General features: G+C 75.1%; 21 protein-coding genes. 12 read left to right on the forward strand and 9 right to left on the reverse strand.

Going from position 1 to position 24,699, the window contains the following annotated elements; translation table 11 throughout:
- Nucleotides 1-1,713, forward strand: a 1,713-nt coding sequence (locus tag UO65_RS32615) for a helix-turn-helix domain-containing protein (RefSeq protein ID WP_035290767.1), incomplete at its 5' end; no start/stop codon positions are given.
- 90 nt (nucleotides 1,714-1,803) lie between these two features.
- Here UO65_RS32615 and UO65_RS32620 read toward each other — a convergent pair.
- The 7 genes from UO65_RS32620 to UO65_RS32650 form a co-directional block, all read right to left on the reverse strand.
- Nucleotides 1,804-2,358 carry a hypothetical protein gene (locus UO65_RS32620; RefSeq protein ID WP_035290769.1) on the reverse strand — a complete coding sequence of 185 codons (555 nt, stop codon included), beginning with the start codon at nucleotides 2,356-2,358 and terminating at the stop codon, nucleotides 1,804-1,806.
- Between the two features lie 92 nt (nucleotides 2,359-2,450).
- The gene (locus UO65_RS32625) at nucleotides 2,451-3,785 is read right to left on the reverse strand and encodes a hypothetical protein (RefSeq protein ID WP_052022115.1); all 1,335 of its coding nucleotides are present in this window, start codon (nucleotides 3,783-3,785) and stop codon (nucleotides 2,451-2,453) included.
- Entirely contained in the window at nucleotides 3,782-4,567 is a 786-nt protein-coding gene (locus UO65_RS32630; protein WP_200873525.1) for an ABC transporter ATP-binding protein, read from the reverse strand. Before UO65_RS32630 ends, UO65_RS32625 begins: the two co-directional genes overlap by 4 nt.
- 24 nt (nucleotides 4,568-4,591) lie before the next feature.
- Entirely contained in the window at nucleotides 4,592-5,485 is an 894-nt protein-coding gene (locus UO65_RS32635; RefSeq protein ID WP_035290773.1) for a zf-HC2 domain-containing protein, read from the reverse strand.
- Complete coding sequence (locus UO65_RS32640) at nucleotides 5,482-6,012, reverse strand: RNA polymerase sigma factor (RefSeq protein ID WP_084176458.1); 531 nt, start codon at nucleotides 6,010-6,012, stop codon at nucleotides 5,482-5,484. The genes UO65_RS32635 and UO65_RS32640 overlap by 4 nt, the downstream gene beginning before the upstream one ends.
- 151 nt (nucleotides 6,013-6,163) lie before the next feature.
- The gene (locus tag UO65_RS32645) at nucleotides 6,164-7,417 is read right to left on the reverse strand and encodes a multidrug effflux MFS transporter (RefSeq protein WP_052022116.1); all 1,254 of its coding nucleotides are present in this window, start codon (nucleotides 7,415-7,417) and stop codon (nucleotides 6,164-6,166) included.
- A 90-nt stretch (nucleotides 7,418-7,507) separates the two neighbouring features.
- The gene (locus UO65_RS32650; protein WP_035290795.1) at nucleotides 7,508-8,368 is read right to left on the reverse strand and encodes a helix-turn-helix transcriptional regulator; all 861 of its coding nucleotides are present in this window, start codon (nucleotides 8,366-8,368) and stop codon (nucleotides 7,508-7,510) included.
- Nucleotides 8,369-8,483: 115 nt separating this feature from the next.
- On the opposite strand from UO65_RS32650, the gene UO65_RS32655 reads away from it, so the two are divergent.
- Nucleotides 8,484-9,542, forward strand: a complete 1,059-nt coding sequence (locus UO65_RS32655) for an aldo/keto reductase (RefSeq protein ID WP_035290779.1) — start codon at nucleotides 8,484-8,486, stop codon at nucleotides 9,540-9,542.
- 48 nt (nucleotides 9,543-9,590) lie between these two features.
- On the opposite strand, the gene UO65_RS33915 is transcribed toward UO65_RS32655, so the two are convergent.
- A complete protein-coding gene (locus UO65_RS33915; RefSeq protein ID WP_233427938.1) occupies nucleotides 9,591-10,145 on the reverse strand; it encodes a VanZ family protein in 555 nt (184 codons plus the stop codon).
- 117 nt (nucleotides 10,146-10,262) lie between these two features.
- Between UO65_RS33915 and UO65_RS32665 the strand changes: the two genes are divergently transcribed.
- Entirely contained in the window at nucleotides 10,263-11,099 is an 837-nt protein-coding gene (locus UO65_RS32665) for an alpha/beta fold hydrolase (protein ID WP_035290781.1), read from the forward strand.
- Here UO65_RS32665 and UO65_RS32670 read toward each other — a convergent pair.
- Nucleotides 11,086-12,087, reverse strand: coding sequence for an LGFP repeat-containing protein (locus tag UO65_RS32670; protein WP_035290783.1), 1,002 nt, complete (start codon nucleotides 12,085-12,087; stop codon nucleotides 11,086-11,088). The genes UO65_RS32665 and UO65_RS32670 overlap by 14 nt on opposite strands.
- A gap of 185 nt (nucleotides 12,088-12,272) precedes the next feature.
- On the opposite strand from UO65_RS32670, the gene UO65_RS32675 reads away from it, so the two are divergent.
- From UO65_RS32675 to UO65_RS32715, 9 genes are all read left to right on the forward strand, one after another.
- Nucleotides 12,273-13,397 carry a DUF4185 domain-containing protein gene (locus tag UO65_RS32675; protein ID WP_035290785.1) on the forward strand — a complete coding sequence of 375 codons (1,125 nt, stop codon included), beginning with the start codon at nucleotides 12,273-12,275 and terminating at the stop codon, nucleotides 13,395-13,397.
- A 149-nt stretch (nucleotides 13,398-13,546) separates the two neighbouring features.
- A complete protein-coding gene (locus UO65_RS32680; RefSeq protein ID WP_035290787.1) occupies nucleotides 13,547-14,380 on the forward strand; it encodes a poly(ethylene terephthalate) hydrolase family protein in 834 nt (277 codons plus the stop codon).
- 125 nt (nucleotides 14,381-14,505) lie between these two features.
- Entirely contained in the window at nucleotides 14,506-15,816 is a 1,311-nt protein-coding gene (locus UO65_RS32685) for an alpha/beta hydrolase family protein (protein ID WP_052022118.1), read from the forward strand.
- A 141-nt stretch (nucleotides 15,817-15,957) separates the two neighbouring features.
- A complete protein-coding gene (locus tag UO65_RS33920; protein WP_052022119.1) occupies nucleotides 15,958-17,790 on the forward strand; it encodes a trypsin-like peptidase domain-containing protein in 1,833 nt (610 codons plus the stop codon).
- A complete protein-coding gene (locus UO65_RS32695; RefSeq protein ID WP_052022120.1) occupies nucleotides 17,787-19,871 on the forward strand; it encodes a serine/threonine protein kinase in 2,085 nt (694 codons plus the stop codon). The genes UO65_RS33920 and UO65_RS32695 overlap by 4 nt, the downstream gene beginning before the upstream one ends.
- Nucleotides 19,868-21,286 (forward strand): VWA domain-containing protein, encoded by a 1,419-nt coding sequence (locus UO65_RS32700; RefSeq protein ID WP_052022121.1) that lies wholly within the window; start codon nucleotides 19,868-19,870, stop codon nucleotides 21,284-21,286. The genes UO65_RS32695 and UO65_RS32700 overlap by 4 nt, the downstream gene beginning before the upstream one ends.
- Nucleotides 21,283-22,335 carry a hypothetical protein gene (locus UO65_RS33925; protein ID WP_052022122.1) on the forward strand — a complete coding sequence of 351 codons (1,053 nt, stop codon included), beginning with the start codon at nucleotides 21,283-21,285 and terminating at the stop codon, nucleotides 22,333-22,335. Before UO65_RS32700 ends, UO65_RS33925 begins: the two co-directional genes overlap by 4 nt.
- Nucleotides 22,332-23,579: an ABC transporter substrate-binding protein gene (locus tag UO65_RS32710; RefSeq protein WP_035290789.1), complete on the forward strand. Its 1,248-nt coding sequence runs from the start codon at nucleotides 22,332-22,334 to the stop codon at nucleotides 23,577-23,579. The genes UO65_RS33925 and UO65_RS32710 overlap by 4 nt, the downstream gene beginning before the upstream one ends.
- A gap of 186 nt (nucleotides 23,580-23,765) precedes the next feature.
- Nucleotides 23,766-24,557 carry a polyprenol monophosphomannose synthase gene (locus tag UO65_RS32715; RefSeq protein WP_052022124.1) on the forward strand — a complete coding sequence of 264 codons (792 nt, stop codon included), beginning with the start codon at nucleotides 23,766-23,768 and terminating at the stop codon, nucleotides 24,555-24,557.
- Nucleotides 24,558-24,699 lie beyond the last annotated feature (142 nt).

Raw genomic sequence — 24,699 nt, forward strand, 5'->3', positions numbered from 1 at the left:
GCGAGCCACTGGGCGCACCGGGTCGCGGCCGCGACCGGCGCCGACCCCGACCTGGCGGCGGACCTCGACGACGCCGCCGCGCGCGCGGCGGACCGGGGCCACCACCTGCTGGCCGCGCGGTACTCGCGGTGGGCGGCCGACCTGTGCACCGTCCGCGCCGACCACGAGCGCCGCCTGCTGCTCTCGGGCGTGCACGCCGCCTGCGGCCCCGACCGCGCGGCGGCGCGGGCCCTGCTGCCGGAGGTCGAGCGCTGCGCGGAGTCCGCGCTGCGCTCGTTGACCGCAGGCCTGATCGCGCTGTTCGGCACCGGCGACTGGCTGGCGGCGCGCAGGCACTTCTCGGCCGCCCTCGACCGCTCGCGCGGCAGCGGGGACTGGGTGGAGGCCGTCGCCGCGGCGGGCCTGTCCGGCGCGCAGGTCTGGTCCGGGCGGGGGCGCGAGGCCCTTGAGCACACCCGGCACGCGCTGCGGCTGGGCGGGCTGCCGGTGCGGCTGGCCGACTTCACCACCGTGCTGCTGGCCGTGGCCCGGTGCCGGGTGGACGGCATGGCGGGCGGACTGTCCGAATTGGACGACCTGCCCGCCGACCCGGCCGAGGTGCCGCCGGACCGGCTGGACTCGCTGGCCTGCCGGGGCGCGATCCGCACCATGCTCGGCCGCTTCACCGCAGCCGAGCACGACCTCACCACGACCATCCGCCACCACGGCGCGGGCTGCCACCTCATGTCCGGCACCACACCCCACTCGTACCTGGCGGCCCTGCACTACGCCCGCGGCGAGTGGGACCGCGCGTCGGTCCTGGTCCACCAGGCCCTCTCCCTCGCCGACGACGACGAACAACCGCACCACCGCGCCCTCCGGCACATGGTGGCCACCCTGGTCCCGGCGGGCCGCGGCGACTGGGCCACCGCCACCGCGCACGTCAAGGCCGCCCGCGGCAGCGCGGAACGGGCCGCGGGCCCGCAGGACCGCAAGTACGCCGCCATCGCCGCCGCCACCCTCCACCAGGCCCGCGGCCTGCCCGCCGAGATGCTCACCGCCCTGCACCCCCTCACGGGGGACGACCCCGACGGCACGCACGTCTGGTGGCACCTGTGGTGGCGCCCGCTGCTCGTGGAAGCCCTGCTGGGCACCGGCAGGCGGGACGAGGCGGCCGAACACCTCGCCGCCCTGCGCACCCACGCCACCGAGTACCTCCGGCCGACCCTGCTCCGCTTCGAACTGGCGCTGACCCCGGAGCGGGTGCCCACGGGAACGAAGGCCCGCGTGGCGGAACTGGCCCGGCGAGCGCACCCGCACTCGTTCGCCCAAGCGCTGCTGGAAGCCGACCTGGGCACCAGGCTCGCCGGGGAAGGCGCCACCACCGCCGCCGCCCCCTTCCTGCGCAGCGCCCTGAACCGGTTCACGGCCCTGCGCGCCACACCGTTCGAACACCGCGTCCGCCGCCACCTGGGCGGGGACCGGGAACCCGCCGCGTCCCCACTGGCCGGTCTCTCCCGCCGCGAGGGCCAGATCGCGCACCTGGTCTCACTCGACCACACCAACCGCGAGGTGGCGGCCCAGCTCTACATCACCACCAAGACGGTGGAGTACCACCTCCACAACATCTACTCGAAACTGGGCGTCGCGGGCAGGCGCCAACTGCGCGAGCGCGTGGCGGCGGCCGGGGCCGCTCCCCCGGCCCACCTCAGTGCTCGCGGAACAGGTGCGTGACGTCCGGGGCCGTCCTCCTGCTCGAAATCGATGATGTCGTCGAATTCGCGGTCCACCACCTCCACCGGGTTCCGGTCCAGCAGGGGCAGGTCAACGGCGGCAGCCGAGGGCGGTGTGGACCAGCAACCCGGTGCAGCCCAGGGTGATCGCGGTCGCGGACGCGGCGGTGCAGGCCGCGGGCTGCACGGGCCAGGTCAACACCGAGCCGATCCCGCCCCCGGCGGGGGGCACCACCAGCGTGAGCGCCGCCCACGCGACCGGGAGCGACCACGCGGCGTCGGCCCCGAAGGCGGTGGCGCCGAGCGCGCCCAGCCCGGTCAGGCCCGCGACGTCGCGCAGCAGGACCCCCTCGGGGGCGAGGGGGGCGGCGAGGAGGAGCAGCCCGGCGAGGAGCGCGGCGCCGAGCAGCAGGTGGGCGGCTCGGCGGGGCGGCCAGGCGAAGGCGGCGGTGCGGTCCAGTGCCGGGTCGGCGCTGCCGAGGCTGGTGGCGAGAGCGGCGGCGCCCAGCGCGGTGGCCAGGGCGGCGAGGCGGGGATCACCCGCGTCGCCCGCGAGGAGGCCGACGCCGACCGTGCCGAGGACCGCCGCGACGACCGCCGCGGGGATGCGGCGGGAACGGGCGTACAGCAGCGGCCAACGGCTCATGCCTGCTCTCCTCCGGCGACCGCCGCCGGGCGCGCGGGTCCTCTCCCGGCGACCAGAGGCGATCCTCGCCGGAGACGCCGGGTGCGGGCGGGTCACGCGGGTTCCCCGGTGAGGGCCGTCCACGCGGTGCCGGTGCAGGCGGCGAGGGATTGGCGGGCGGCTTCGACGTGGGCGCGCTGGTCGGCGGCGGGGCGGGCGTTCAGGGTGGTCAACGCCTGTTGCGCCAAAGGGTTCAGCTCCGGGTCTTCCTCGCCCAGGTAGTTGCGCAACGGGGTCAGGTGGCCGGTCAGCCAGGCGGTGGTCACCGCGCGGGCGACGACCTCCCGGTCCGGGAAACCGTCACGGGCGTTGCACTCCCGGGTGCCCGCGCCCTCGACGAGGAGTTCGGTGATGCGTATCGCGGGCAGTGGGGTGGAGCGGAAGTACACGAGGTCGTCGAGGTCGAGCCAGACCGTGTCGGTGGGTTCCGGGCCCCGGGGTTCGGGGCGGACCGGGTTGGGGAGTTCGCGGACCTCCGCCGGTGGTGCGGGGAGTTTCGACAGCAGGGCCAGGGCTTCGCGGGCCGGACCGGCGAGGGCGGCGCGTTCGCGTTCGTGCGCCCGGGTGAGGCACAGCCCGTCGGCGCACGCGAGTTCGGCGGCTGCCGGGTCGGCGGCGGTCGCCTCGGCCGAGGTCGTGGGGAGCAGTGGAAGGGCCAGGGCGGCACCGGCGAGCAGCGGCAGCACACCCGACCACCACCGGCGCAGGGCGAACAGCAGGACCCCCGCCACCGCCATCCCGCCGAACCACAGCGCCTGCCCCGCGCTCACCGATCCGGCGGTGTGCGCGAACACGCTCCCGGGGCGCGTCGCCGAGGGTCGCAACAGGACGAACGGGTACCCCTCGTCCCCCGCCGCCTCCGCGACGACCATCAACGCCATCGCGCCCACCGCCAGCAACGGCGGGGTCAGCGGCGACGGCAGCAACCGGCCCACCCCCATCCCCAACCACGCGGCGGCGACCAGCGACAGCAGGCCGACCAGCGCCACCGGCACCCACCCCAGGCCCAGGTGACCCGCCTTCGCCGCGACCTGGACCCCACCGACGACCACCACGACCAGGTAGGCCACCAGCAGCGCGACCGCCAACGCGGCCAGGGTGCGGGCCGCCCGCTGCGCCCGCGGCCTCGGCGTGGACGCGAACAGCTCCTCGACGCCGGACCGCCGGTCCCGCAACCCCTGCACCGCCCCGGCCCCCGCCGTCAGCGGCCAGGCGAAGACCAGCGCGTAGCGGACCCACTCGGCCATGGACCACCACTGCCGGGTCCACGCGGTGCTGCCCTTGCCCGCCGGGGGCAACCAGAACAGCAGCCCCAGCAGGAGGACGACGACCAACCCGCCGAGCACGGGCGCCGCAGACCGGCGCAGTTCGATGCCGAGGACCCTCACCAGGCACCCCCGAGCAGCGCCGAGTAGCCACGCTCGATCGGGCTGTCGCCGACGTCGTCCGGACCGCCCTCGGCGGCGAGTTCGGCCGGGGTCCCCTGGAACACCACCCTGCCCGCGGCGACGAGCACCACGTCGGAGCAGGCGGCGGCGACGTCCTCGACCAGGTGGGTGGAGACGACCACGCAGGTGTCGGTGCCCAGCTCGTGCAGGAGTTCGCGGAACCGCACCCGCTGCCCGGGGTCCAGGCCCGCCGTGGGTTCGTCGAGCAGCAGCAGCTCGGGGTCGTTGACGATCGCCTGGGCGATGCCCGCGCGGCGGACCATGCCCCCGGAGAGCGACCTGAGGCGGTCATCGGCGCGGTCGGCGAGCCCCACGCGTTCCACGGCCCGCTGCACGGCACCCGCGACCTCCCGGCCGGGCACCTCCTTGAGCCAGGCCATGTACTCGACGAACTCCCGCACCGTGAACCGCTTGTAGTGGCCGAAGTCCTGCGGCAGGTACCCGAGGCGCCGCCGCACCGCCCGCAGGTCACCCCGCCCGGTCAGCGGCTCCCCCAGCACCTCCACCTCACCGCCCACGGGCCGCAGGACGCTTGCCAGGCAACGGATCAGCGTGGTCTTGCCCGCGCCGTTGGGTCCGAGCAGCCCGTGCACACCGCACCCGAGCCGCAGGTCCACGCCGTCGACCGCCACCCGCCTGCCCGCCCGCACCCGCAGGCCCTCCGCCCGCACCTGCCAGGCGTACTTCGTCGGGGCGACCTCCGCCGCCGGTACCGCTCGCACGATGTCCTCCTCCATCCGGAAGTCCTAGAGCTGCGCGAAACGCGCGGAACGCAGAGCCACCACGGCAACGCCCCCCACCAGCGCCGCCGCCCACACCACCCACACCCCGAGGACGACCGGCACGCCCCCGACCACGACGGCGGGCCCGATCACGAGCACCACCCACAGCCCCACGGTCACCCGCGCGGCCAGGCGCACGCCGATCACGCTCCCCAGCGCGAGCGCCACGGCGGTGACGGCCAGACTCGGCAGCAACCAGTACGCGGGCGATGCCCCGGTCACCCGACCGCCCGCGAACAGCGCGGGCAACACCGCCAGCAACACCGCGAACGTCCGCCGCAGCACCATTTCCAACCCCGCCCGGGCGGTCGAGGCCACCAGGTCGTGCGCGGGGTCCAGGTACCGCGACCACGCCCCAGCCACCCCCAGCACCGGCACCACCGGCGCGACGAGCAGCAGCAACGACGGCGCGGAGTCCCCGGGCGCGATCAGGTCCAGCAGCAGCGCCCCCGACACCACGAACACCGCCATCGCCAGCCACGGCACCAACGACGGCACCGCCCACCGCGAGAACCGACGCCGCACGACAACGCGCCTGCGCCACGCCACTCCCCCGGCCACCTGTTCTCCGGAAGCCGCCCCCCTGGCAGCCACCCCCCGAGCAGCCTTCTCGCCGTCAGCCGCCTCCCAGGCGCCCGGCGCCCGGGGAACGGCTGCCGGGTCGCGGGTGGCCGGGTCGAGGGTGGCCCACACGGACTCGGTCAGCGCGGTCACCGGCGGCGGTGCCGCGTCGGCCAGGCGGAGGCGGCAGGTGCCGCAGGTCTCCAGGTGGGCCTCGAGGGCCCACAGGCGGTCGGCGGGCAGGGCGGCGCCGGTGGCGTAGCGGCTGATCAGGTCGGCCGGGGCGTGTTCGGTCATGACAGTGCCTCCCGCAGGGCGATCCGGGCCCGCCGGGCGCGGGTCTTGACGGTGCCCTCGGGGACACCCAGCAGGACGGCGGTCTCCCGGACGGTCAGCCCGTCGAGGACCATCGCCTGCAACACCTGGCGCAGGTCCGGCGCCAGGTCGCGCAGCGCCCCGCCAACCGCGTCGTCGAAGGTGCCCGCGAGGACCTCGTCCTCGGCGGCGGGCACCGGTTCGGCGGGTGGCAGCGGCCTCTCCTGCCGCGCCCGCCGCCGGAACGCGTCGACGAGCCTGCGGGCCGCGATCGCCCACAGCCACCCGACCGCCGTGCCGTCCACGGCGGACCCGGCGAACGACCCGGCCGCCCGCCACACCGCCAGGTAGGTCTCCTGCACGACCTCGGCCACGACCTGGTCGTCCGAGCACCGCCTGCGCAACCGCACGGTCAACCACGGCGCCGTCCGCCGGTAGAGGTCCTCGAAGGCCGCGCGGTCACCCCTGGCGACCGCCCGCACCAACTGTTCCTCGTCCACAACCGGCAAGACGACCACCGAGCCGGAACGGTTCTCCGATCGAAGTGGTGTGCGTCACACTCACTCGGCTCCACCCGTGAGCCGAGTCCCGCAGAACGCGGAACCACCCGCGTCCCCCTGGTCAAGGGTGACGCGGGTGGTACCAGCCGGGGCCGGGAGGTCAGGCCACCGCCACCTCCGCGCGGCGGGTGCGCACGCGGGTCGCGGCGAGGGCGGCCCAGGCGATCAGGACGCCCGCCGTCATGGTCAGCGCCATGGCCGGGGCGTCGTTGCCCAGGACGCCGACCAGTGGGGCGATCAGCGCGCCGAGGCCGAACTGGGTGGCGCCGAGCAGCGCCGCCGCCGTGCCCGCGGCTTCGCCGTGGCGGGACAGGGCCAGGGCGGGGGCGTTGGGCAGGACGAAGCCGACCGCGCCGAGCAGGAGGAGCAGGGGGATCAGGAAGCCGATCAGCCCACCGAGGCCGGTGGCGGCGACGGCGACCAGGACCGCGCCGAAGGCGGTGGCGGCGGCCAGCGCCCACAGCACGATGCGTTCGGCCGACCACCGGTTCAGCAGCACGACGTTGACCTGCGACGCCCCGATCAAGGCGACCGCGCCGATGGCGAAGACCAGGCCGAACTGCTGCTGGTCGAGGCCGAAGGTGCCCTGGAGGACGAACGAGGAGCCCGACACGTAGGAGAACAGCGCGGACATGCCCAGGGCGGCGACCAGGGCCAGCACCACGAACTGCCGGTCGGTCACCAGCGAGCGGTAGGTGCGCAGGACCGGGCCGAACGAGCCGGTGCGGCGGCGCTGCGGGGGCAGGGTCTCCTTGAGCGCGAACACGGCCACCAGCATCAGCGCGAAGCCCAGCACGGCCAGCGCGGCGAACACCCCGCGCCACGAGCCGGTCAGCAGGATCGCCGCGCCCAGCGACGGGGCCAGGATGGGCGCGGCGCCCATGACCAGCATCAGCCGCGACATCATGGTGGCCGCCGCGCGCCCGGTGAACAGGTCGCGCACCACGGCCAGCGCCACGACGGCGGCCGCCGCGGCGCCCACGCCCTGCAGGGTGCGCAGCAGGCCGAGCACGACGACGTTCGGCGCGACCAGGCACAGCAGCGACGCCAGCACGTGCACGGCGGTGCCGATGATCAGCGGCAGCCGCCTGCCGAAGGCGTCGGAGAGCGGGCCGATGACCAACTGCCCGAGGCCGAGGCCGAGCAGGGTGCCGGTCAGGGTGAGCTGCACCGCCGACGACGACGCGGACAGGTCCTCGCCGAGGGCGGGCAGCGCGGGGAGGTACATGTCGATGGTGAGGGGGCCGAGCGCGATCAGCGCGCCCAGCACGAAGATGACGCGCACGCGCGCGGCACCGGTTGGCGACTCTGCCAACTGCTCGGGTGGGGACGGGTGCAGAGCTGCCTGTTCCATGCGGACCCTTCGCTGTGGAGTTGGTGACCCCACAGGACAGCGACCGCGGTCGCCCGGGTTATTCCGGATCGGGCGGAGCGGCGGAACTAATCACACCGCGCCCGCGGTCAGGCCGGTGGCGAGCAGCCGCAGGCGCTCCTCGGTCGGCGAGCCCTTGGGCGCGGTGTAGGTGCACAGCCGCACACCGGGTTCGGCGGGGACGTTGAACGCCCCGAAGGTCAGCAGCAGCTCGCCGACCTCCGGGTTGTTGATGCGCTTGACGCCGTGCGGGCCGTCGACGACGTCCTGGGCGTCCCAGAGGCGGCGGAAGTCCGGGCTGGACTCGCGCAGGCCCCACACCACCTGGTTGACCCGGCCGTGCTCGGGCAGGCTGCCGAGTTCGGCGCGCAGCCCGGACACGGTGCTCGCCGCCGCCTGCTCCCAGTCGGGGAAGAAGTCCCTGGCGTCGGGGTGGCGGAACAGCATCAGGGCGGCGTTGCGCTCGGCCGGGGGCAGGGCGTCGTAGTCGAAGGCCAGCCGGGCCGCCAGGCGGTTCCAGGCCAGCAGGTCGGTGCCGGGGCCGTAGACCACCGCGGGGACGTGGTCGGCCAGCGCGTCGAGCAGTTCCCGAAGCTGCGGGCGAACCGGGGGCAGGTCGACCGGCCTGCACACCCCGATGGCCGCGCGGCGCCCCGGGTGGGTGATGTTGCGCAGGTAGGTGTGCTCGGTGTCGGTCAGGCACAGGGCGCGGGCCACGGCGTCGAGCACGGCCTCGGAGATCGCCGGGGCGCGACCCTGCTCGATGCGGGTGTAGTAGTCCACGCTGATGCCCGCGCGGGCGGCGACCTCCTCGCGGCGCAGGCCGCGCACGCGCCTGCGGACCGGGCCGTCGGGCAGGCCGAGGGCGGCCGGGTCGAGCGCCGCCCGGCGCGACTTGAGGAACGGCGTGACCTCGTTCTCGACGTGACCCATGGCGTCCATTATCCGCGGGTGGTTCTGCCAGGCCCAGGTTGAACCGTGCCTGGTGCGCCCGCGCGGCCGGGCGCAGGGTGGTGGGGAAGCAACCGGCAGTTGGAGGGCACCACCCATGAAGCGCAGGATTCTCGGCGGCACCGGCATCTCGGTGAGCCAGTACGCGCTCGGCGCCATGATGTTCGGCGCCATCGGCAACACCGACCACGACGAGGGCGTGCGGATCATCCACCGCGCGCTGGAGGCGGGCATCAACTTCGTCGACACCGCCGACATCTACTCCGACGGCGAGTCCGAGGAGATCGTCGGCAAGGCGCTCAAGGGCCGCCGCGACGACGTGGTGCTCGCCACCAAGGGGCACGGCTCGATGGGGCCGGACGCCAACCACGGCGGCAACTCCCGGCGCTGGCTGGTGCGGGAGCTGGAGAACAGCCTCCGCCGCCTCGGCACCGACCACGTCGACCTCTACCAGGTCCACCGCCCCGACCCGAACACCGACATCGACGAGACGCTGGGGGTGCTCAGCGACCTGGTCCGCGCGGGCAAGGTGCGCGCCATCGGCAGCTCCACCTTCCCGGCGGAGCAGATCGTCGAGGCGCAGTGGGTCGCCGAGCGGCGCGGGCACGTGCGGTTCCGCACCGAGCAGCCGCCGTACTCGATCCTGGCCCGCGGCGTCGAGGCGGCCGTGCTGCCCACCGCGCAGAAGTACGGCATGGGCGTGCTGACCTGGGGGCCGCTGTCGGCTGGCTGGCTGTCGGGCCGCTACACCCGGGCCGAGGACGTGACCGGCGGGCGGGCGACGACGGAGGCGCACAAGTTCGACCCGTCGCTGCCGGGGAACGCCCGCAAGCTGGCGGCGGTGGGCGAGCTGGCGGAGCTGGCCGCCGAGGCGGGCCTGCCGCTGCCGCACCTGGCGGTCGGGTTCGTGCTGGCGCACCCCGCGGTCACCTCGGTGATCACCGGCCCGCGCACGATGGGGCAACTGGAGAGCCTGCTGACCGGGGCGGACACGGTCCTCCCCGCGGACGTGCTGGACCGGATCGACGAGATCGTGCCACCGGGCACCGACCTCAACCGGGCCGACAGCTACTACAGCCCGCCCGCCCTCGCGGACAGCTCCCTGCGCCGCCGGGCGCACACCGCACCGGTGGGCAGCGCGCTGCGCCCCGCCTGACCGGACGTGAACGGGCAGCCGGGACGGGCCCCACGTCCGTCCCGGCGCTCACCCGTGCCGCACCGGTTCCCGGTCGACCCGCCGGTCGCTGCCGACGAGGGTGTTCACGGCGGCCCCCAGCACGGCCGCCGCGACGATGCCGATGGCGTTGTGCAGGAAGTCCTGGGTCTCGCACACCCCCTGGCCGGTGAGGGTCTGGGCGAGTTCGATCCCGGCGCTGGACACCACCGACACCACCGACACCGACAGCGGGCGGTGGGTGGCGATCACCGCGAAGAAGGCGAACGGCATGAACAACAGCACGTTGAGCAGTTCGTAACCGCCGGTGAGGGACACGCCGTCGAGGATGCAGAACGGTTCCCCGTAGGACACCACCCCGGGCATGGAGGCGAAGTCGGGGCGGTTGCGGGACAGGGTGACCGCGAGGACCAGCGCGGCGCCGAGGCCCGCGAGCAGCGCCGGGACCGGCCGCCACCCGTACCGCCGGGCGCCCAGCAGCGCGCCCGCGCCGAGCAGCACGCACCCGGCCACCAGGCCCACCGCCACGAGCGGTCGGTCCAACAGCATCCACACCGTGCTCAGCAGGTCATCGATGTCCGGCATGTCCACCCCGTCGATCGTCGGACGCGAGCGCCTCCCGCGCCCACTACACGCCATGTGTATACACCATGGTTATAGATGGGCGACGATTCTGTCGGTGGGTGTCGGTAGCGTGACCGGGTGATCGAATCGCGAGCGGTGCGGGTGGGGAGCGGACGGGTCGTCCGCGCGCACGACAGCGGTCCCGCAGGCGGGAGCGGCCCGGTGGTGATGTGGCACCACGGGTCGCCGCAGACCGGGGCGCTGCTGGAGCCGGTGCTGGCCGCGGCGGCGGAGCGGGGCATCCGGGTGCTGTCCTACGGGCGCCCCGGGTACGGGGGCTCGGACCGGGTGGCGGGGCGGGACGTGGCGTCGGCGGCGGGCGACTCGGCCGCGGTGGCGGACGCGTTCGGGGTGCGGGAGTTCGCCGTGGTGGGGGCCTCGGGCGGGGGTCCGCACGCGTTGGCGTGCGCGGCGCTGCTGCCCGACCGGGTGCCCGCCGCCGTGTGCCTGGCCGGGATCGCGCCCCGCGACGCGGGGTTCGACTGGTTCGCGGGCATGGTCGCGCCCGGCGGGTTGCGCGCGGCCGTAGAGGGGACGGCGGCCAGGGCGCGGTTCGCCGAGACCGAGCAGTTCGACCCGGACAGCTTCATCCCGGCCGACCACGAACTGCTGGCCGGGCCGTGGTCGGCCCTCGGCGCGGACGCCCAGCGCGCGGGTGCGGCGGGCCCCGACGGGCTGGTGGACGACGACGTCGCCTTCGCCCACCCGTGGGGTTTCGACCTGACCGCGATCACCGCACCGGTCCTGCTGGTGCAGGGCGGGCGGGACCGCGTGGTGCCGCCCGCGCACGCCGACCACCTGGCCGGGCTGCTGCCCAGGGCCACCGCGTGGTCGCGGCCGGACGACGGGCACGTGTCCGTGCTCCGCGAGTACCCGGCCGCGCTGGACTGGCTGCTGGCCGCTACCTCGGGGTGATCCAGGTGCCCGCGGCCGGGGTCCAGTGGACCACCGCGGACTCGAAGGTCTGGTCGAAGCCGCCGCCGGGGCGCGCGACCTCCTCGGTCACCGGGTAGCCGAGGGCCCGCTCCCGGCCGCCCGCCTCGAACGCCCCCAGGATCGCGCCGTGGACGGCCTTGGCGCCCGTGGCGGGCGACCACAGGAACAGGCCCTTCTCGAAGTACTGGTACCGGCCCCGGGTGCCGACCGGGCTCGCGGCGGCGGGCAGCTCGTCCATCGTCGGGAAGCCCCAGCGCACCTCGGAGTCGGTGGCCCAGTAGCGCTCCAGGATCACCCCGTGCACCGCCCAGGGCGGGGCGCCGGGGTGCCAGATGATCATGCCGTTGCGGAACTGGGTGAACCGGCCGCCGAGCCGGGCGTCGGCCTCGGCCCGGATCGGCGGCCCCAGCACCCCGCCCGCCCCGCCGAGGGCGGCGTACTTGTCCCCGATCAGGCCGTAGGGGGCGAACGCCTCGTCGCGCTGGGCGGTGGCGATGCCCTGGGCCTGGTCGTAGCGCTCCGGGAACGCCGAGCGCTGCACCGCCTGGGCCAGTTGCCCGGCGGTGCTGCCGAGGTACGCGGGCTCCAACTGCTGGGCCACCTCGAAGAACTTGTTCGCCGCGTAGCCCACGTCGAGGATCTGCCCCGCGCTGCCCCAGCCCTGCGACGGCCGCTGCTGGAACACCCCCAGGGAGTCGCGGTCGCCGCAGCCGAGGTTGTTCATGTGCGACTCGACCCACCCCGCCTCGAACCCGGCGAGCATGACCTTCGCCGAGACGCCGCGGCGCTGGCCGACCTCGTAGACCTTGCGGGTGACGGCGACGTCGCGGTTCGCGGGGACGCCGCAGGCGGCGGGCAGGAAGCCGGTGCCGAGCGGGCCGGGGATCGCCGGGGCCGCCGCCGCGGGAGCGGCGGCGAGGGCGGTGCCGAGCAGTGCCGTGAGGACGGCGGTGAGCGGTCGCAGCATGGTGTGGTCCTCGCCGGGTTCGGGGCGGTACGGGGAGATCGTGCCCGTTCGGCGAGACCGGGTGACATGGCTGGCACACAGCGGCCACAACTGGGAAAAATTGGTCACCTCGGGCACCGGGTCAGCGGTTGCGGGCGTGCGCACCGCACTCCGGAGGTCGGGGGAACAGGGCCGAGGAGGCGGTAGTGCGGCAGGTCAGCAGGCGGTCGGCGTTGCGGATCGGGGTGGGCGGCGCGCTCGCGGCGGCCGGGGCGGTGGCGCTGCCGGGCACCGCCGGGGCCTCCGGGGTGGCCCCGGTGCCGGGCACCGACGAGGTGACACCGCCGGACGCCCCCGCGGCCGTCGGCGGCCGGAAGGTGCGCGACCTGACCGGCCCCGAGGAGACCGGGGCCTTCGCCGCGCCGTGGACCGACCTGGGCATCCCGGTGCGCTGCCCGGACGGCTCGGTCCTGCTGGTGTGCGGCGACTCCTTCGCGGGCAGCGGCGTGGGCGCCGCCGACTGGCGCGCGCCGATCGCCCTGCGCTGCCCGGACGGCGCGCCCGACGCCCTGCTGGTCACCGGGAGCGTCGGCGGCGCGCACGCCGAGCAACTCGTGCCGGAGGACCACATCCCCCTCCCCGGCGGCAACAGCACGGCGATCCCCTCGGACGCGTTCACCATCGGCGACACCATGTACCTGCACCTGATGCGCGGGGTGATCCACCAGACCGAGCACAGCGACCTCTGGCGCTCCCGGGACAACGGCAACACCTGGGAGTACCTGTGCAAGTGGCCGGGGAACCAGCACGCGGGCCAGTTCCAGCAGAAGACCTACGCGGTGGCGCAGGACGGCTACTGCTACGTGCTGTCCACCGCGTTCAACCGCGACACCAGCTCGGGCCTGCTGCTGCACCGGGTCCCGCACGCCCGCGTCGGCGAACCGGCCGCGTACGAGCCGTGGGGCTTCGCCGACGGCGCGTGGCGCTGGGGAAACCCGCCCACAACCGTTGCCAGGCAACGCGAGTGGGGCGAGATCTGCTTCCGCGCCATGGGCGGCAAGTACGCGCTGACGTGGCTCAACCTGGACCCGGTGTCGATCAGGGCCCAGGTCTTCGCCCTGCCCACGTCGAACCTCTACACCACCCCCGAGCAGACGATGATCACCGCCACCGCCCCCGGCAAGGAAACCGGCACCGCGGTCGCCCACCCCTACGGCGGTTTCGTCGTCCCCGGCTCCACCTTCGCCGATTTCCACATCACTGTGAGCCAGTGGTACGACGCGCAGAACTACCGGGTGATGCAGTACCGGATCACCGGCCTGACGAGCTGATCGGATCGCCGCGCACCCAGCCGCCTTTCACCCCTGGCGGGGAGTTTTCGCGCCCGCGAGACCTCGACACTAGAAAACATCACAAGCGTTAGGATACCGTTCCGAGCACCTCGTCTTCGTCCGCTTCTCGTCGGAACAACGGAGAAACCATGCGCTTGCGAAGTGCGCTCCTCGGCATCCTCGTCCTGGCAGGCACGCTGTTCCCCGGGGCCGCGACCGCGGCACCGGCGCCACCGGGCGCCCTCGGCGGCTCGGGCCCCCACCCCGCCGGGTACGAGACCACCCTGCGGTTGACCAACCACACCATCTACCGCCCCAACACCCTGCCCACCGGCGTCAAGCTGCCGATCGTGGCGTGGGGCAACGGGGCCTGCCGGGCGGACGGCACCTGGTTCGAGAACATCCTCACCGAGTGGGCCTCGCACGGCTTCCTGGTGATCGCCAACGGCAGGCCCGGCGGCTCCGGCTCGACCGACTCCGACATGCTCACCGAATCCATCGACTGGGCGGTGGCGGAGAACTCCCGCCGGACCAGCAAGTACTACGGCAGGATCGACACCACCAAGGTCGCCGTCATGGGCCAGTCCTGCGGTGGCATCGAGACCTACGAGGTGGCCGACGACCCGCGGATCACCACCACGGTCCTGTGGAACAGCGGCCTGCTCGACGACGCCCAGAACGGGCTGCTGCAACGCCTGCACGCCCCGATCGCCTACTTCATCGGCGGCCCGAGCGACATCGCCCACCCCAACGCGATGGACGACTGGCGGCGCCTGCCCGCGGGCCTGCCCGCCTTCATGGGCAACCTGGACGTCGGCCACTTCGGCACCTTCTCCGAGCCCAACGGCGGCGAGTTCGGCCGCGTCGGCGGCCACTGGCTCAAGTGGCAGCTCAAGGGCGACCTCACCAGCAGGGCCCAGTTCGTGGGCACCGACTGCGGGTTGTGCGCCTCCGACTGGGACGTGCTGCGGAAAAACCTCTGATCACCGTCCCGGCGCCCGGTGACCCGGGACCCCAACCGACCGGGCCGCGATCATCCTGTGGTCGTATGCGGCACCGCGTCCTGGGAGTGACGCGGGCGGGGCGCGGGGTCGAGCAGGCTTGCCGCATGAACGGATGGCTGGGCCTGGACCCGGTTGAACTCGTGGTCATCGGGTGCGCCCTGGTGATGCTGTCCTCGCGTTGGTCACCGGAACGCGTGCGCGGGCCGGTGGCGCTCTGGGCAGCGGGATCGGGTCTGGTCGCGGTCGTGGTCCTGCTGGTCCACGGTGTCCGGTGGCAGATGGTGCCGGTGCTGGCCGCGATGGTCCTGACGACACCCCTGCTGGTGGGCGCGGTTCGCGGACGGCGGGTGCGCACGTGGATCGCGGCGGCGGGGACGGCCGCGGTGGTGTTCGTGGCGGCACTCGGCCCGGCGGCGTCCTGGGCGCTGCCGGTCCCGGAGTTCCCCACCCCGACGGGCCAGTACGCCGTGGGCACGACCACCCGGCAGTGGACCGACCGCACCCGCACCGACCCGGACGGCGCCGCCCGCGTGGTCGTGGCCCAGTTCTGGTACCCGGCGGCGGCGGCCACCGGGGCGCGTTCGCCGTACCTCGGGGCCACCACCGCAGAGTCCACAGTGGTGGCCGACGGGCTGGCGGCCCTGTTCGACCTGCCCGGTTTCCTCCTCGACGGACTGCCCCGGGCCACCACCGCGTCCACACCGGACGCCCCCGCCGCGCGCGGCCGGTTCCCCCTGGTGCTGTTCTCCCCGGGCCTGGGCGGGGTCCGCACGCAGAACACCGCCTGGGCAGAAGAACTCGCATCACGCGGATACGTCGTCATCGGCATGGACCACCCCCTCGACTCCGCCGTGGTGGTGCTGGCGGACGGCCGAGCGGTGCACACGGCGGTCGCCGCCACCGGCGACGACGAGGCCGACCGGGCGACAGCGCAGCGGTGCGCCGAAACCCGCGCCCTCGACCTGCGATTCGCCATGGACGAACTGGAGGACCTCGACGTCGCCGACCCGGTCCTGGCCGGTCGGCTCGCCCTCGACCGGACCGCCGTCACCGGCCACTCGCTCGGCGGCGGGGCGGCGCTGATGGCGGCGGGCCGGGACACCAGGTTCAAGGCCGTGATCGACCTGGACGGATACCCCTACTCCGCGGGCGAAACGAGGTACCCCCCGGTCCTGATCGCGCACCACCCGACAGACCCGAACGACGAGTTCGGCACCGCGATGACCAGGACGCTGTCCCTCAGTTCCGACGGCACCCGGATCGAAGTCCCCGGATCGACCCACCTCACCTTCACCGACGCCCCGCTGTACCTGCCCCCGTTCCCCACCCTGGTGGGCACCCTCGGCCGAGACCGCCCGACCACCCTCATCGCCGACCTGGCGGACGACTTCCTCACCCGGGTCCTGCCAGGGTGACGCCGGGCGCCGGGACCCCGCCCGCACCTGTCCATCCACTGTGGACCGGATCGGCACCGGGGCGCGAACCCGACTGATCCGATCGGGCGACGCGGCTCCGAGTGGGTCCGTGGACCGTACGGGGGTGACTATGGTCACGGCATGCCGAGCGCGGACGCGGGTGACGAACCCTGGTGCGCGCGGGTCCGCGACGACACCGGGCAGGTACTCGGGGCCGGGGTCGTCCTGGGCGGCACACACCTGCTGACCTGCGCACACGTTGTCGAGGGGGTCGACGCGGTGGTGGTGGAGCTGCCGATCGCCGGGGTGTCGGTGCGGGCGCGGGTGGCGCCCGGCTGGACCGTGCCGCCGCAACCCGACGAGCGCGGCGACGTCGCCCTGCTGCCGCTGGACCGGACGGTCCGGGAAGCAGGCGGGGCGGTGCTGCGGTGGATAGCGCCGTACCGCGGTCGGACCGTGTGCGCGTTCGGCTTCCCGCGCGGCACCGAGCACGGGGTGTGGGCGTCGGCGCGGTTGGCGGGCGCGGCCGGGCCGGGGGCGGAGTGGGTGCAGCTCGACGCCCTCGGCGACCGGCGGATCACCGCGGGGTTCAGCGGGGCGGCGGTGTTCGACGACGAGCACGGTGACGTGCTGGGCATCGTGGTGGGCAGGCACACCGGCGAGTCCGGGCTGGCCTGGATGATCCCGGTGGAGACCATCGGCCGCCACCTGCCGGGGGCGAAGCGCTGGGTCGAGTCCGAGCCCCCGGTCGACGCCTCCTTCACCAGCGGCCCGGCCGACGGCGGCGACCGGGTGGACCTCAACCACTGGCTGGCGCACAAGCCGGGCGGCAGCGTGCTGGTCCTCGTCGGCGCCGAGGTCGACGCGCTGCGCCGGGCCGTGGTGGGGTCGAGCCGGGAATCGCACCCGGGCCGACCGGGCGCTCCCCCGCTGGACAGCATCGACCTGGCCGTGGACGCCACCGGTCGGACCGCCGTGGAGGTGGCGACCCGCGTCCTGGGCCGCACCGGGGCCGGGGTCGGCGACGACCCGGTGCGGCAGGTGCGGCTGGAGACCCCGCCGATGACCCTCGCGGTGGACGGCGTCGACCTCGCCCACGACCCGGAGCGGCTGCTGGCGGGGGTGCTGGACCCGCTGGCGGCCCGCGGCTCCCGGCTGATCCTCGGCTTCCGCGAGCCCAGCGGCCTGGCCACCCGCACCCGGGGCAGGCAGCCGGGCGGGACCGCCGCCCGCCGCGCCCAGCACACCGCCGACCTGCGCGCCCTCGCCGCCGCCGAGGCCGACCTGCTGCGGCTGGCCAGGGAGGTCGGCGCCCCACCCGGCAGGCTCCGGGCCGCTTCCCTGCGCCCCGCCCTGTCCCCCGGGGCACAGGTGGACCTCGACGACTGCGCGGCGGACATCGCCAGGGCACACCGCGCGGTCCGCGCCGAACGCGACCGGCTCGACCGCGAACGCACCGCCCCGCACGGACCACTCGACGCCCCCCGGCCCCCCGGCCACCGACAGCCCGGGACGGCACCCCACCGCCACGAGCACGCCGCCCCGCCCGAACCGCACAACGGCACCCAGGCCCGCGACCACGGACACGCCGTGGGGCAAGGCCACCAGTCCAAACGCGTCGACCCGCACGGGCCGCTCGACGGCGTCCACGCTCGCGACCACGGACACGCCGAGGGGGAAGGCCACCGCGGGCACGCAGGCACGCGCGGACCACTCGGCACCGCCCAACCCCCCGACCACCGCCGCGCCGGGTGGGAGCGGCCCGATCCCCGGCGCGAGCGCGCCGACCTGCGCGGGCTGCTCGACGCCACCCGCGCCCAGGTGGTCGACCACGGGTTCGCCGAGGACGTCGGCCTCGACACCCGCTACCGCGAGGCCGCCCACCACCTGGCCCACTCCGACCTGGCCCGCTCCCGCGTCGCCGTCTCCGCCTACCGCAGGGCCGTCCGCGAAGCGATCGAGGGGAACCGATGACCCCCTGCGCCGACTGCGCGAAGGCGGTCGACCCGACCACCGGCCACTGCCTGCGCTGCGGCAGGCGCCCGCCCGCGCCCGCACCGCCCGCGCCCCGGCCGGACGCCGACCCGCTCGCGCTGCCCACCTTCCCCTTCCCGGACCCGACCAGCCGCATCCGCCCCGACCTGCGGGCGACCGACACCACCCACCACTGCCGCACCTGCCGCGAGCGCCTGCCGCGCCGGGAGGCGGGCTTCTGCACCCGGTGCGGCACGCGGTTCTCCTTCCGGCCGACGCTGACCCGGCACGCGGTGGTCGACGACCGCTACCACGTGCTGGGGCCGTTCGCGCACGGCGGCCTGGGCTGGCTCTACCTGGCCGAGGACCGGCACCTCGACGACAACATCGTCGTCCTCAAAGGACTGATCGACCCGGCGCACCGGGAGCTGGCCGAGACCGAGCGGCGGATGCTGACCACGGTCGAGCACCAGAACATCGTGCGCATCCACAACTTCGTCGCCCACCGCGACCCGGCGACCGGGGAGCAGCACGACTACATCGTCATGGACTACGTGCCCGGGCTGACGCTCGCGGACATCGGCGCGGGCGGGCTGCCGGACGAGCCGCTGCGGGCCGAGCACGTGGCGACCTTCGGGCTGCGCGTGCTGGCCGCGCTGGACTACCTGCACGGGCGGGGCCTGGTCTACTGCGACCTCAAGCCGGAGAACGTGATCCTGCGCCCGGGTGGCGGCGGGCCGGGCGACAGCCGGATCAAGGTCATCGACCTGGGCGGGGTGCGCCGGATCGGTGACCGCGACGACGTGCACACCGACGGCTACCGGGTGCCGGAGGAGGAGATCGAGGAGCACGGGGCGACCGTCGCCTCCGACATCCACACCGTCGGCAGGACGCTCCAGTGGTTGCTGCGCGCGTGCGCCGAGCACGACGCGGACCGGGTGCGGGTGGGCACCGACGCGTTCGAGCTGCTGGCGGCCCGCGCCGCGCACCCCGACCGCGACCGCCGGTTCGCCTCGGCGCGCGAGCTGGCCGAGCAACTGCGCAAGGTGCGCGGGCAGGTCGCCGCGCTGCGCGACGGCAAGCCCCGGGTCACCCGCTCCACCCGGTTCAGCCCGGCCGCGGGCCTGCTCGACGCCGGCCTCGGGGCGCTGCCCGGCCTGGACCGGTGGACCCGCCCGCGCCCGGACCGGGCCACCCGCGAACCGCTGGACCCCGGCCTGCCCGCGCCCGCCGCGGCCGTCCCGCTGCTGCCGGTGCCGGTCACCGACCCGACCATCCTCGACGCCGACCCGCGCAAGCTGCTGGCCGCGCTGAACGCCCCGACCGCCACCGCCGAGGAGGGTTTCGCCCGCTGCCGGGCGCTGCTGGCCGTGGGCGAGGACGAGGGGGCCGAGGCGGAGCTGGACGAGGTCGCCGCGCTGCCCGCCGCGCCGAGCTGGCAGGCCGCCTGGCACCGCGGTCTGCTCGGGCTGGCCCGGGGTGAGCGGAAACCGGCGCACGACCGGTTCACCGAGGTGCACGCCGAGCTGCCCGGGGAGGCCGCGCCGAAGCTGGCGCTGGCCTACTGCGCCGAGCTGGCGGGCGACCTGGACCGGGCGCGCGGGCTGTACACGGCGGTGGCGCTGGTCGAGGGCACGTCGGGCAGCGCGGCGTTCGGGCTGGCCAGGGTGTGCCTGCGGCACGGCGAGCGGGCGGACCGGGCCGGTGCCGTGGCCGCGCTGCGGCGGGTGCCCCGGCTCTCGCCGCACAGCGAGGCGGCGGGCACGGCCGCGGTCCTGGTCCTCACCGGGCACCTGAGCTGCGGCTACCCCGGTCGGGCCGACCTGGCCGCGGCGGCGGAGCTGCTGGGGCGGCTCTACCTCGACGGCGGCGAGGCGGACGGGCCGGGCAGGCAGCGGCTGCGCACCGTGCTCGCCGAGGCCGAGTACGAGAGCACCGGCCGGGCCCGCGCGGCGGCGGCCGAGCTGGCGCGCTGCTACCGCGACCTCGCGGGCCAGGCCAGGGACGCGGACGCCCTGGGCCTGTTCCTCGACCGCGCCTACGCCGTGGGCCCGCGCACCTGGCTGAGGAGTCGCAGATGACCGAGGGGTTCGAGCTGGCCGTGCACCACTGGCCGCACCTGGCGCGCGGGGCGACCGAGCTGCACGCCGTCCTGCGGATCACCGGCGGCGGGTCCGTCGGCGCGGCGGCGGGGTCGGTGGAGTCGGCGGTGGTGTTCGCCATCGACTGCTCCGGGTCGATGTGCGACCGCGACGGCGACCAGCCGACCGACCCCACCCGGATCGCCGCGGCCAGGGCGGCCACCGCGGCGGGGATCGACGCCCTGCCCGACGGGAGCTGGTTCGCCGTGGTCGCGGGCACCCACCGGGCGGACGTGGTCTTCCCCGGCGCACCGGAGCTGGTGCGCGCGGACCCCGGCACCCGGGCCGCGGCCAAGTCGGCGGTGCGCCACCTCACCGCGTCCGGCGGCACGGCCATGAGCACCTGGCTGCGGGCGGCGGACGCGCTGCTGTCGGGCAGGCCGGGCGCGGTGCGGCACGCGGTCCTGCTCACCGACGGCAAGAACCAGACCGAGCGGGCGGGCGAGCTGACCCGCGCCCTGGCCGAGGTGCGCGGTCGGTTCGTCTGCGACGCGCGCGGCATCGGCACCGACTGGGACCCCGAGGACGTGCGGGCCATCGCCGAGGCGACGCACGGCACGGCGGACTCGGTGCGCGCCGCGGCGGACCTGACCGAGGACTTCGCCGCCATCCTGCGCACCGCCCTCGGCCGCACCGTGCCCGACCTGCGGCTGCGGGTGCGCACCGCCGGGTTCGCCACCGTGGGCCTGCTGCGCCAGGTGCACCCCGCGACCGCGGACCTCGTCGGCGTGCCCGCGGCGGACGGGTCGGGCGCGGAGTACCCGACCGGGGCCTGGGGCGCGGAGTCGCGCGAGTACCACCTGCGGCTCGACCTGGACCCGACCGGCTACGACGTCGAGGAGCAGTTGCTGGCCGCGTCGCTGGACCTGGTGCCCCCGGCACCGGGCGCGACCGCGCGACCGGTGCTGATGTGCTGGACCGACGACGTGCAGCGGTCGAGCCACGTCGACCCCGGGGTCAGCCACTACACCGGGCAGGCGGACCTGAGCGCGGCGATGATCGCGGGCTACGACGCCCACGACCACGGCGACCACGAGGCGGCCCGGCGCGAGTGGGGGCAGGCGCTGGCCCTGGCGACCGGGCTGGGCAACACCGGGGCGGTGCGGCTGCTGGAGCGGCTGGTCGAGGTCGTCGACGGCGAGGTGCGCCTGCGGCCGGACATCGCGGCGGCGGACGTGCTGCGGCTGGGGGTCAGGTCGACCCACAGCGTCCGGCCGCCGCGGGTGCGCCCGGAGCGGTCCGAGCCGCCCGCGGCCACCGGTCCCCCGCGCGCCTGCCACGGGTGCGCGGGCCCACTGGCCCCGAACCACCTGTTCTGCGCGGGCTGCGGCACCGGAGCGGCGGAGCGGGCGTGAGCACGACGAGGCGGGCGCTGTGGGCGCTGCTGGTGTCCCTGGTGCTGACCGCCACCACCGCCTGCGGCTCCGCCTGGTGGCTCTACGACCGGCTGAGCAGCACGACCGAGACCGTGCGCGACCGGACCGGCCCCGCCGTGCAGGACCTGGCCGCGGCCCGGTCGGCGCTGGCCGAGGCGCACCAGGAGGCGCTGACCGCGTTCGCCTCCGGGCAGGCCGGGTTGGTGGGACCCGGTGAGCGGTACCAGGACCGGATCGCCGCGGTCAGCCAGAGCCTGACCAGGGTCGCGAGCGCCACCGCCACCGGTGACCGGCTCCAGGTGGCCGAGGGCCTGCTGGTCGCCTACATCGGGGCGGTCGAGCAGGCCGACGCGAACCACCGGGTGGCCGGGGAACCGACCCGGGCCGTCGTCGCGGACCTGGTCTACGCCGCCCGCCTCGCCGCCCAGGTGCTCGACGAACTGGGCGGGGTGCTGGACGAGCAGCGACTCGACGACTCGGCCGGGGTCCGGGTGGGGCTGTGGTGGTGGCTGGGCACGGTCCCGCTGCTGCTGGCGCTCGTCGGCACCCAGGTCTGGTTGGGCACCCGGTTCCGGCGGACGCTGGACCCCGGGCTGCTGGCGGCCACCGCGGTGGCGGTGGCGTTCGCCGTCCTGGGCGCCGGGTGGGCCACCGGGGCGGGCACGGCGCTGACCGAGGGCACCGGCACGCTGCGCGGCACGGCCGTGGCCTGGGAGCAGCGGACCCGGACCCACGTCGCCGAAGGCGCGCGGACGCTCAAGTCGCTGCTCCCGGCCGACTGCCCGCGGTGCGCGGTGGCGGTGGCCGACCTGACCGCCGAGCCCGCCGCCCCGACCGACCCGACGTCGGAGAGCGCCATCACCGGCGACGGCAGGGAGGCTGCGGAGCGCTTCGACCGGGCCGCCGACACCGGGCGGCTCGCCTGGGCCGCGGGCGGCGCGTTCGTGCTGCTGGTCGGGCTCAGCACCGCGGCGCTGTCGAGGTACCTGCTGGAATACCGCTTCCGACCCCGGGGAGATGCCAGGTGAGGCGATTCGCGGCGGGGCTGGCCGTTGTGCTGCTGGTGGTGGCGGGGTGCTCGGCGGTGCGCGCCCAGAAGACCCTGGTGGTGATGGCGGCGTGGGCGAGCGGCCCGGAGCGGGCGACGATCGAGAAGGTGCTCGCGGCCTTCATCGACGCCACCGGCATCCGCGTGGAATTCGTGGGCACCCGCGCCATCACCCAGGTGTTGCAGTCCGACGTGCGCAAGGGCACCCCACCGGACGTGGCGATCCTGCCCAGCCCCGGCGACCTGGCCGGGTACGCGCGGGCGGGCGCGCTGACCCCGCTGGACGACGTGTTCCCCGCCCGGGCGGCGGTGGTCGGCGAGCAGTGGTCGCAACTGGAGCAGGTGGGCACCCGGAACCGGTTCGGGGTGGCGGTGAAGGTCGACCTCAAGAGCGCGCTCTGGTACGACCCGAGCCGGTTGGCGAACCCGCCGAAGACGGCGGCCGAACTGCGCGCGTTCAGCCGGTCGAGATCGGAGGCCTGGTGCCTGGGCCTGGCGGGCGTGCCGGACTCCGGCTGGCCCGGCACGGACTGGATCGAGGACATCCTGCTGCACCAGGCGGGCCCCGAGGCCTACCGGGCGTGGACGGCGGGCGCGCTCGCCTGGACCGACCCCCGGGTGCGCGCCGCCTGGGAGACCTGGGGCGAGCTGATCGGCGGGGCGGTCAGCGGCGGACCGGGCACCGCCCTGCTCACCGACTACGACGACGCGGGCCGGGGGCTGTTCAGCACCCCGCCGAGCTGCTGGCTCGACCACCAGGCGTCCTTCATCACCGGCGCCTACGTCGGCTACCTCAACGGCCACTCCTACGCCTTCACCAGGTTCCCCCCGCTCGCGGACGTCGCCCCGGCCTCGGTGGTGTCGGCCGACCTGGCGGCGATCTTCCGCGACAGCCCGCAGGCCCGGCAGTTGGTGGCGTTCCTCGCCTCCGACACCGCCCAGGGCACCTGGGCGCGGGACGGCGCCTACTCCGCCAGCCGCACCCTGTCCAGCTCGACCGGGCGCACCGGCACCCGCGCCGAGGTGACCGGCATCCTGACCTCGGACGACGCGCTCTGCTTCGACGGCGCGGACCTGATGCCCGCCACCATGCGCACCGCGTTCTACCGGGCGGTGCTGAGGTTCGTGGACGAACCGGGCAACCTCGACACCCTCCTCACCCAACTGGACACCGTCCGAACCGGCGCAGGCGCCAAGACCTGGCTCGACGTCCCCTGCGGCTGACCCGACCGAGTCCCGCACCGACAGTCGCTTGAGGACGATCAACGACAGCGCGCCCCGGTGGCGGACCGCACCACCCGACGCGCCGTTCCCGGGTCGGTGAACGCGGTCGGCGCGATCCGATACCGTGTCCGGAGTGGTCTGCGCGGGCCACCACAGCCGGGGAGAAGGGCGCGAGGGCAAACACTCATGGCAGAGAGCACTCCGAAGGTCACGGTTGTCATCCCCACCTACAACGAGCGGGAGAACCTGCCGAAGGTGGTCGAACTGCTGACCGGGCTGGGCGTGCCGAACCTCGGGATCGTCGTGGTGGACGACAACTCCCCCGACGGCACCGGCGAGGTCGCCGACGGGCTCGCCGCAGCGGCACCGGGAACCGTGGGCGTCCTGCACCGCACCGAGAAGGACGGCCTGGGCCGCGCCTACGTCGCCGGGATGAGCAGGGCACTGGCCGAAGGCGCCGACGTCGTCGTGCAGATGGACGCCGACCTGTCGCACCCGGTCGAAGCCGTGCCGGTGATGCTGGAAACCCTCGCCACCACCGACGCCGCCGTGGTCCTCGGCTCCCGCTACGTCGACGGCGGGTCCGTCGCGGGCGAATGGGCGTGGCACCGCAAGGCGCTCTCGGCGTGGGCGAACCTCTACGTGGACACCATCCTGCGGCTCGGGGTGAAGGACGCGACCGCCGGGTTCAAGGCGTGGCGCGCGGACGCCCTGCGCGCCATCGACATCGCCTCGGTGCGCAGCAACGGGTACGCGTTCCAAGTGGAGATGAACCACCGCGTGGTGCGGCTGGGGATGCGCATCGCGGAGGTGCCGATCCGGTTCGAGGAGCGCACCGAGGGGCAGTCGAAGATGAGCTTCGCCGTGCAGGTGGAATCGGCGGCGATGCCGTGGAAGCTGCGCTTCACCAAGGTGGATGCGGGTGAGTCGGGTGCTGTGGGACTTGCGGGGTCTGCGGGGTCTGCTGGCGCGTCCTGAGGCGTGGCCTCGGCTGCGGTTCTGGTTTGGCGCCTGAGGTTTTGTTGGTGGTGCCCGGCTGGGTGGGTGTGCTCGGCTTTCGAGCCCGGGGGTTTGGTGGGTGTGCCCGGCTGGGTGGATGTGTTTGGCCGGGGCCCCTATG

The organism is Actinokineospora spheciospongiae (genome assembly GCF_000564855.1).
Taxonomy (GTDB): Bacteria; Actinomycetota; Actinomycetes; order Mycobacteriales; family Pseudonocardiaceae; genus Actinokineospora; species Actinokineospora spheciospongiae.

Bases quoted from the DNA above. Each gene is read 5' to 3' on its own strand.
- UO65_RS32620 (WP_035290769.1), bottom strand. From the start codon at position 2,358: ATGAGCCGTTGGCCGCTGCTGTACGCCCGTTCCCGCCGCATCCCCGCG.
- UO65_RS32635 (WP_035290773.1), bottom strand. From the start codon at position 5,485: ATGACCGAACACGCCCCGGCCGACCTGATCAGCCGCTACGCCACCGGC.
- UO65_RS32645 (WP_052022116.1), bottom strand. From the start codon at position 7,417: ATGGAACAGGCAGCTCTGCACCCGTCCCCACCCGAGCAGTTGGCAGAG.
- UO65_RS32650 (WP_035290795.1), bottom strand. From the start codon at position 8,368: ATGGGTCACGTCGAGAACGAGGTCACGCCGTTCCTCAAGTCGCGCCGG.
- UO65_RS32655 (WP_035290779.1), top strand. From the start codon at position 8,484: ATGAAGCGCAGGATTCTCGGCGGCACCGGCATCTCGGTGAGCCAGTAC.
- UO65_RS33915 (WP_233427938.1), bottom strand. From the start codon at position 10,145: ATGCCGGACATCGATGACCTGCTGAGCACGGTGTGGATGCTGTTGGAC.
- UO65_RS32670 (WP_035290783.1), bottom strand. From the start codon at position 12,087: ATGCTGCGACCGCTCACCGCCGTCCTCACGGCACTGCTCGGCACCGCC.
- UO65_RS32680 (WP_035290787.1), top strand. From the start codon at position 13,547: ATGCGCTTGCGAAGTGCGCTCCTCGGCATCCTCGTCCTGGCAGGCACG.
- UO65_RS32685 (WP_052022118.1), top strand. From the start codon at position 14,506: ATGAACGGATGGCTGGGCCTGGACCCGGTTGAACTCGTGGTCATCGGG.
- UO65_RS33920 (WP_052022119.1), top strand. From the start codon at position 15,958: ATGCCGAGCGCGGACGCGGGTGACGAACCCTGGTGCGCGCGGGTCCGC.
- UO65_RS32695 (WP_052022120.1), top strand. From the start codon at position 17,787: ATGACCCCCTGCGCCGACTGCGCGAAGGCGGTCGACCCGACCACCGGC.
- UO65_RS32700 (WP_052022121.1), top strand. From the start codon at position 19,868: ATGACCGAGGGGTTCGAGCTGGCCGTGCACCACTGGCCGCACCTGGCG.
- UO65_RS32715 (WP_052022124.1), top strand. From the start codon at position 23,766: ATGGCAGAGAGCACTCCGAAGGTCACGGTTGTCATCCCCACCTACAAC.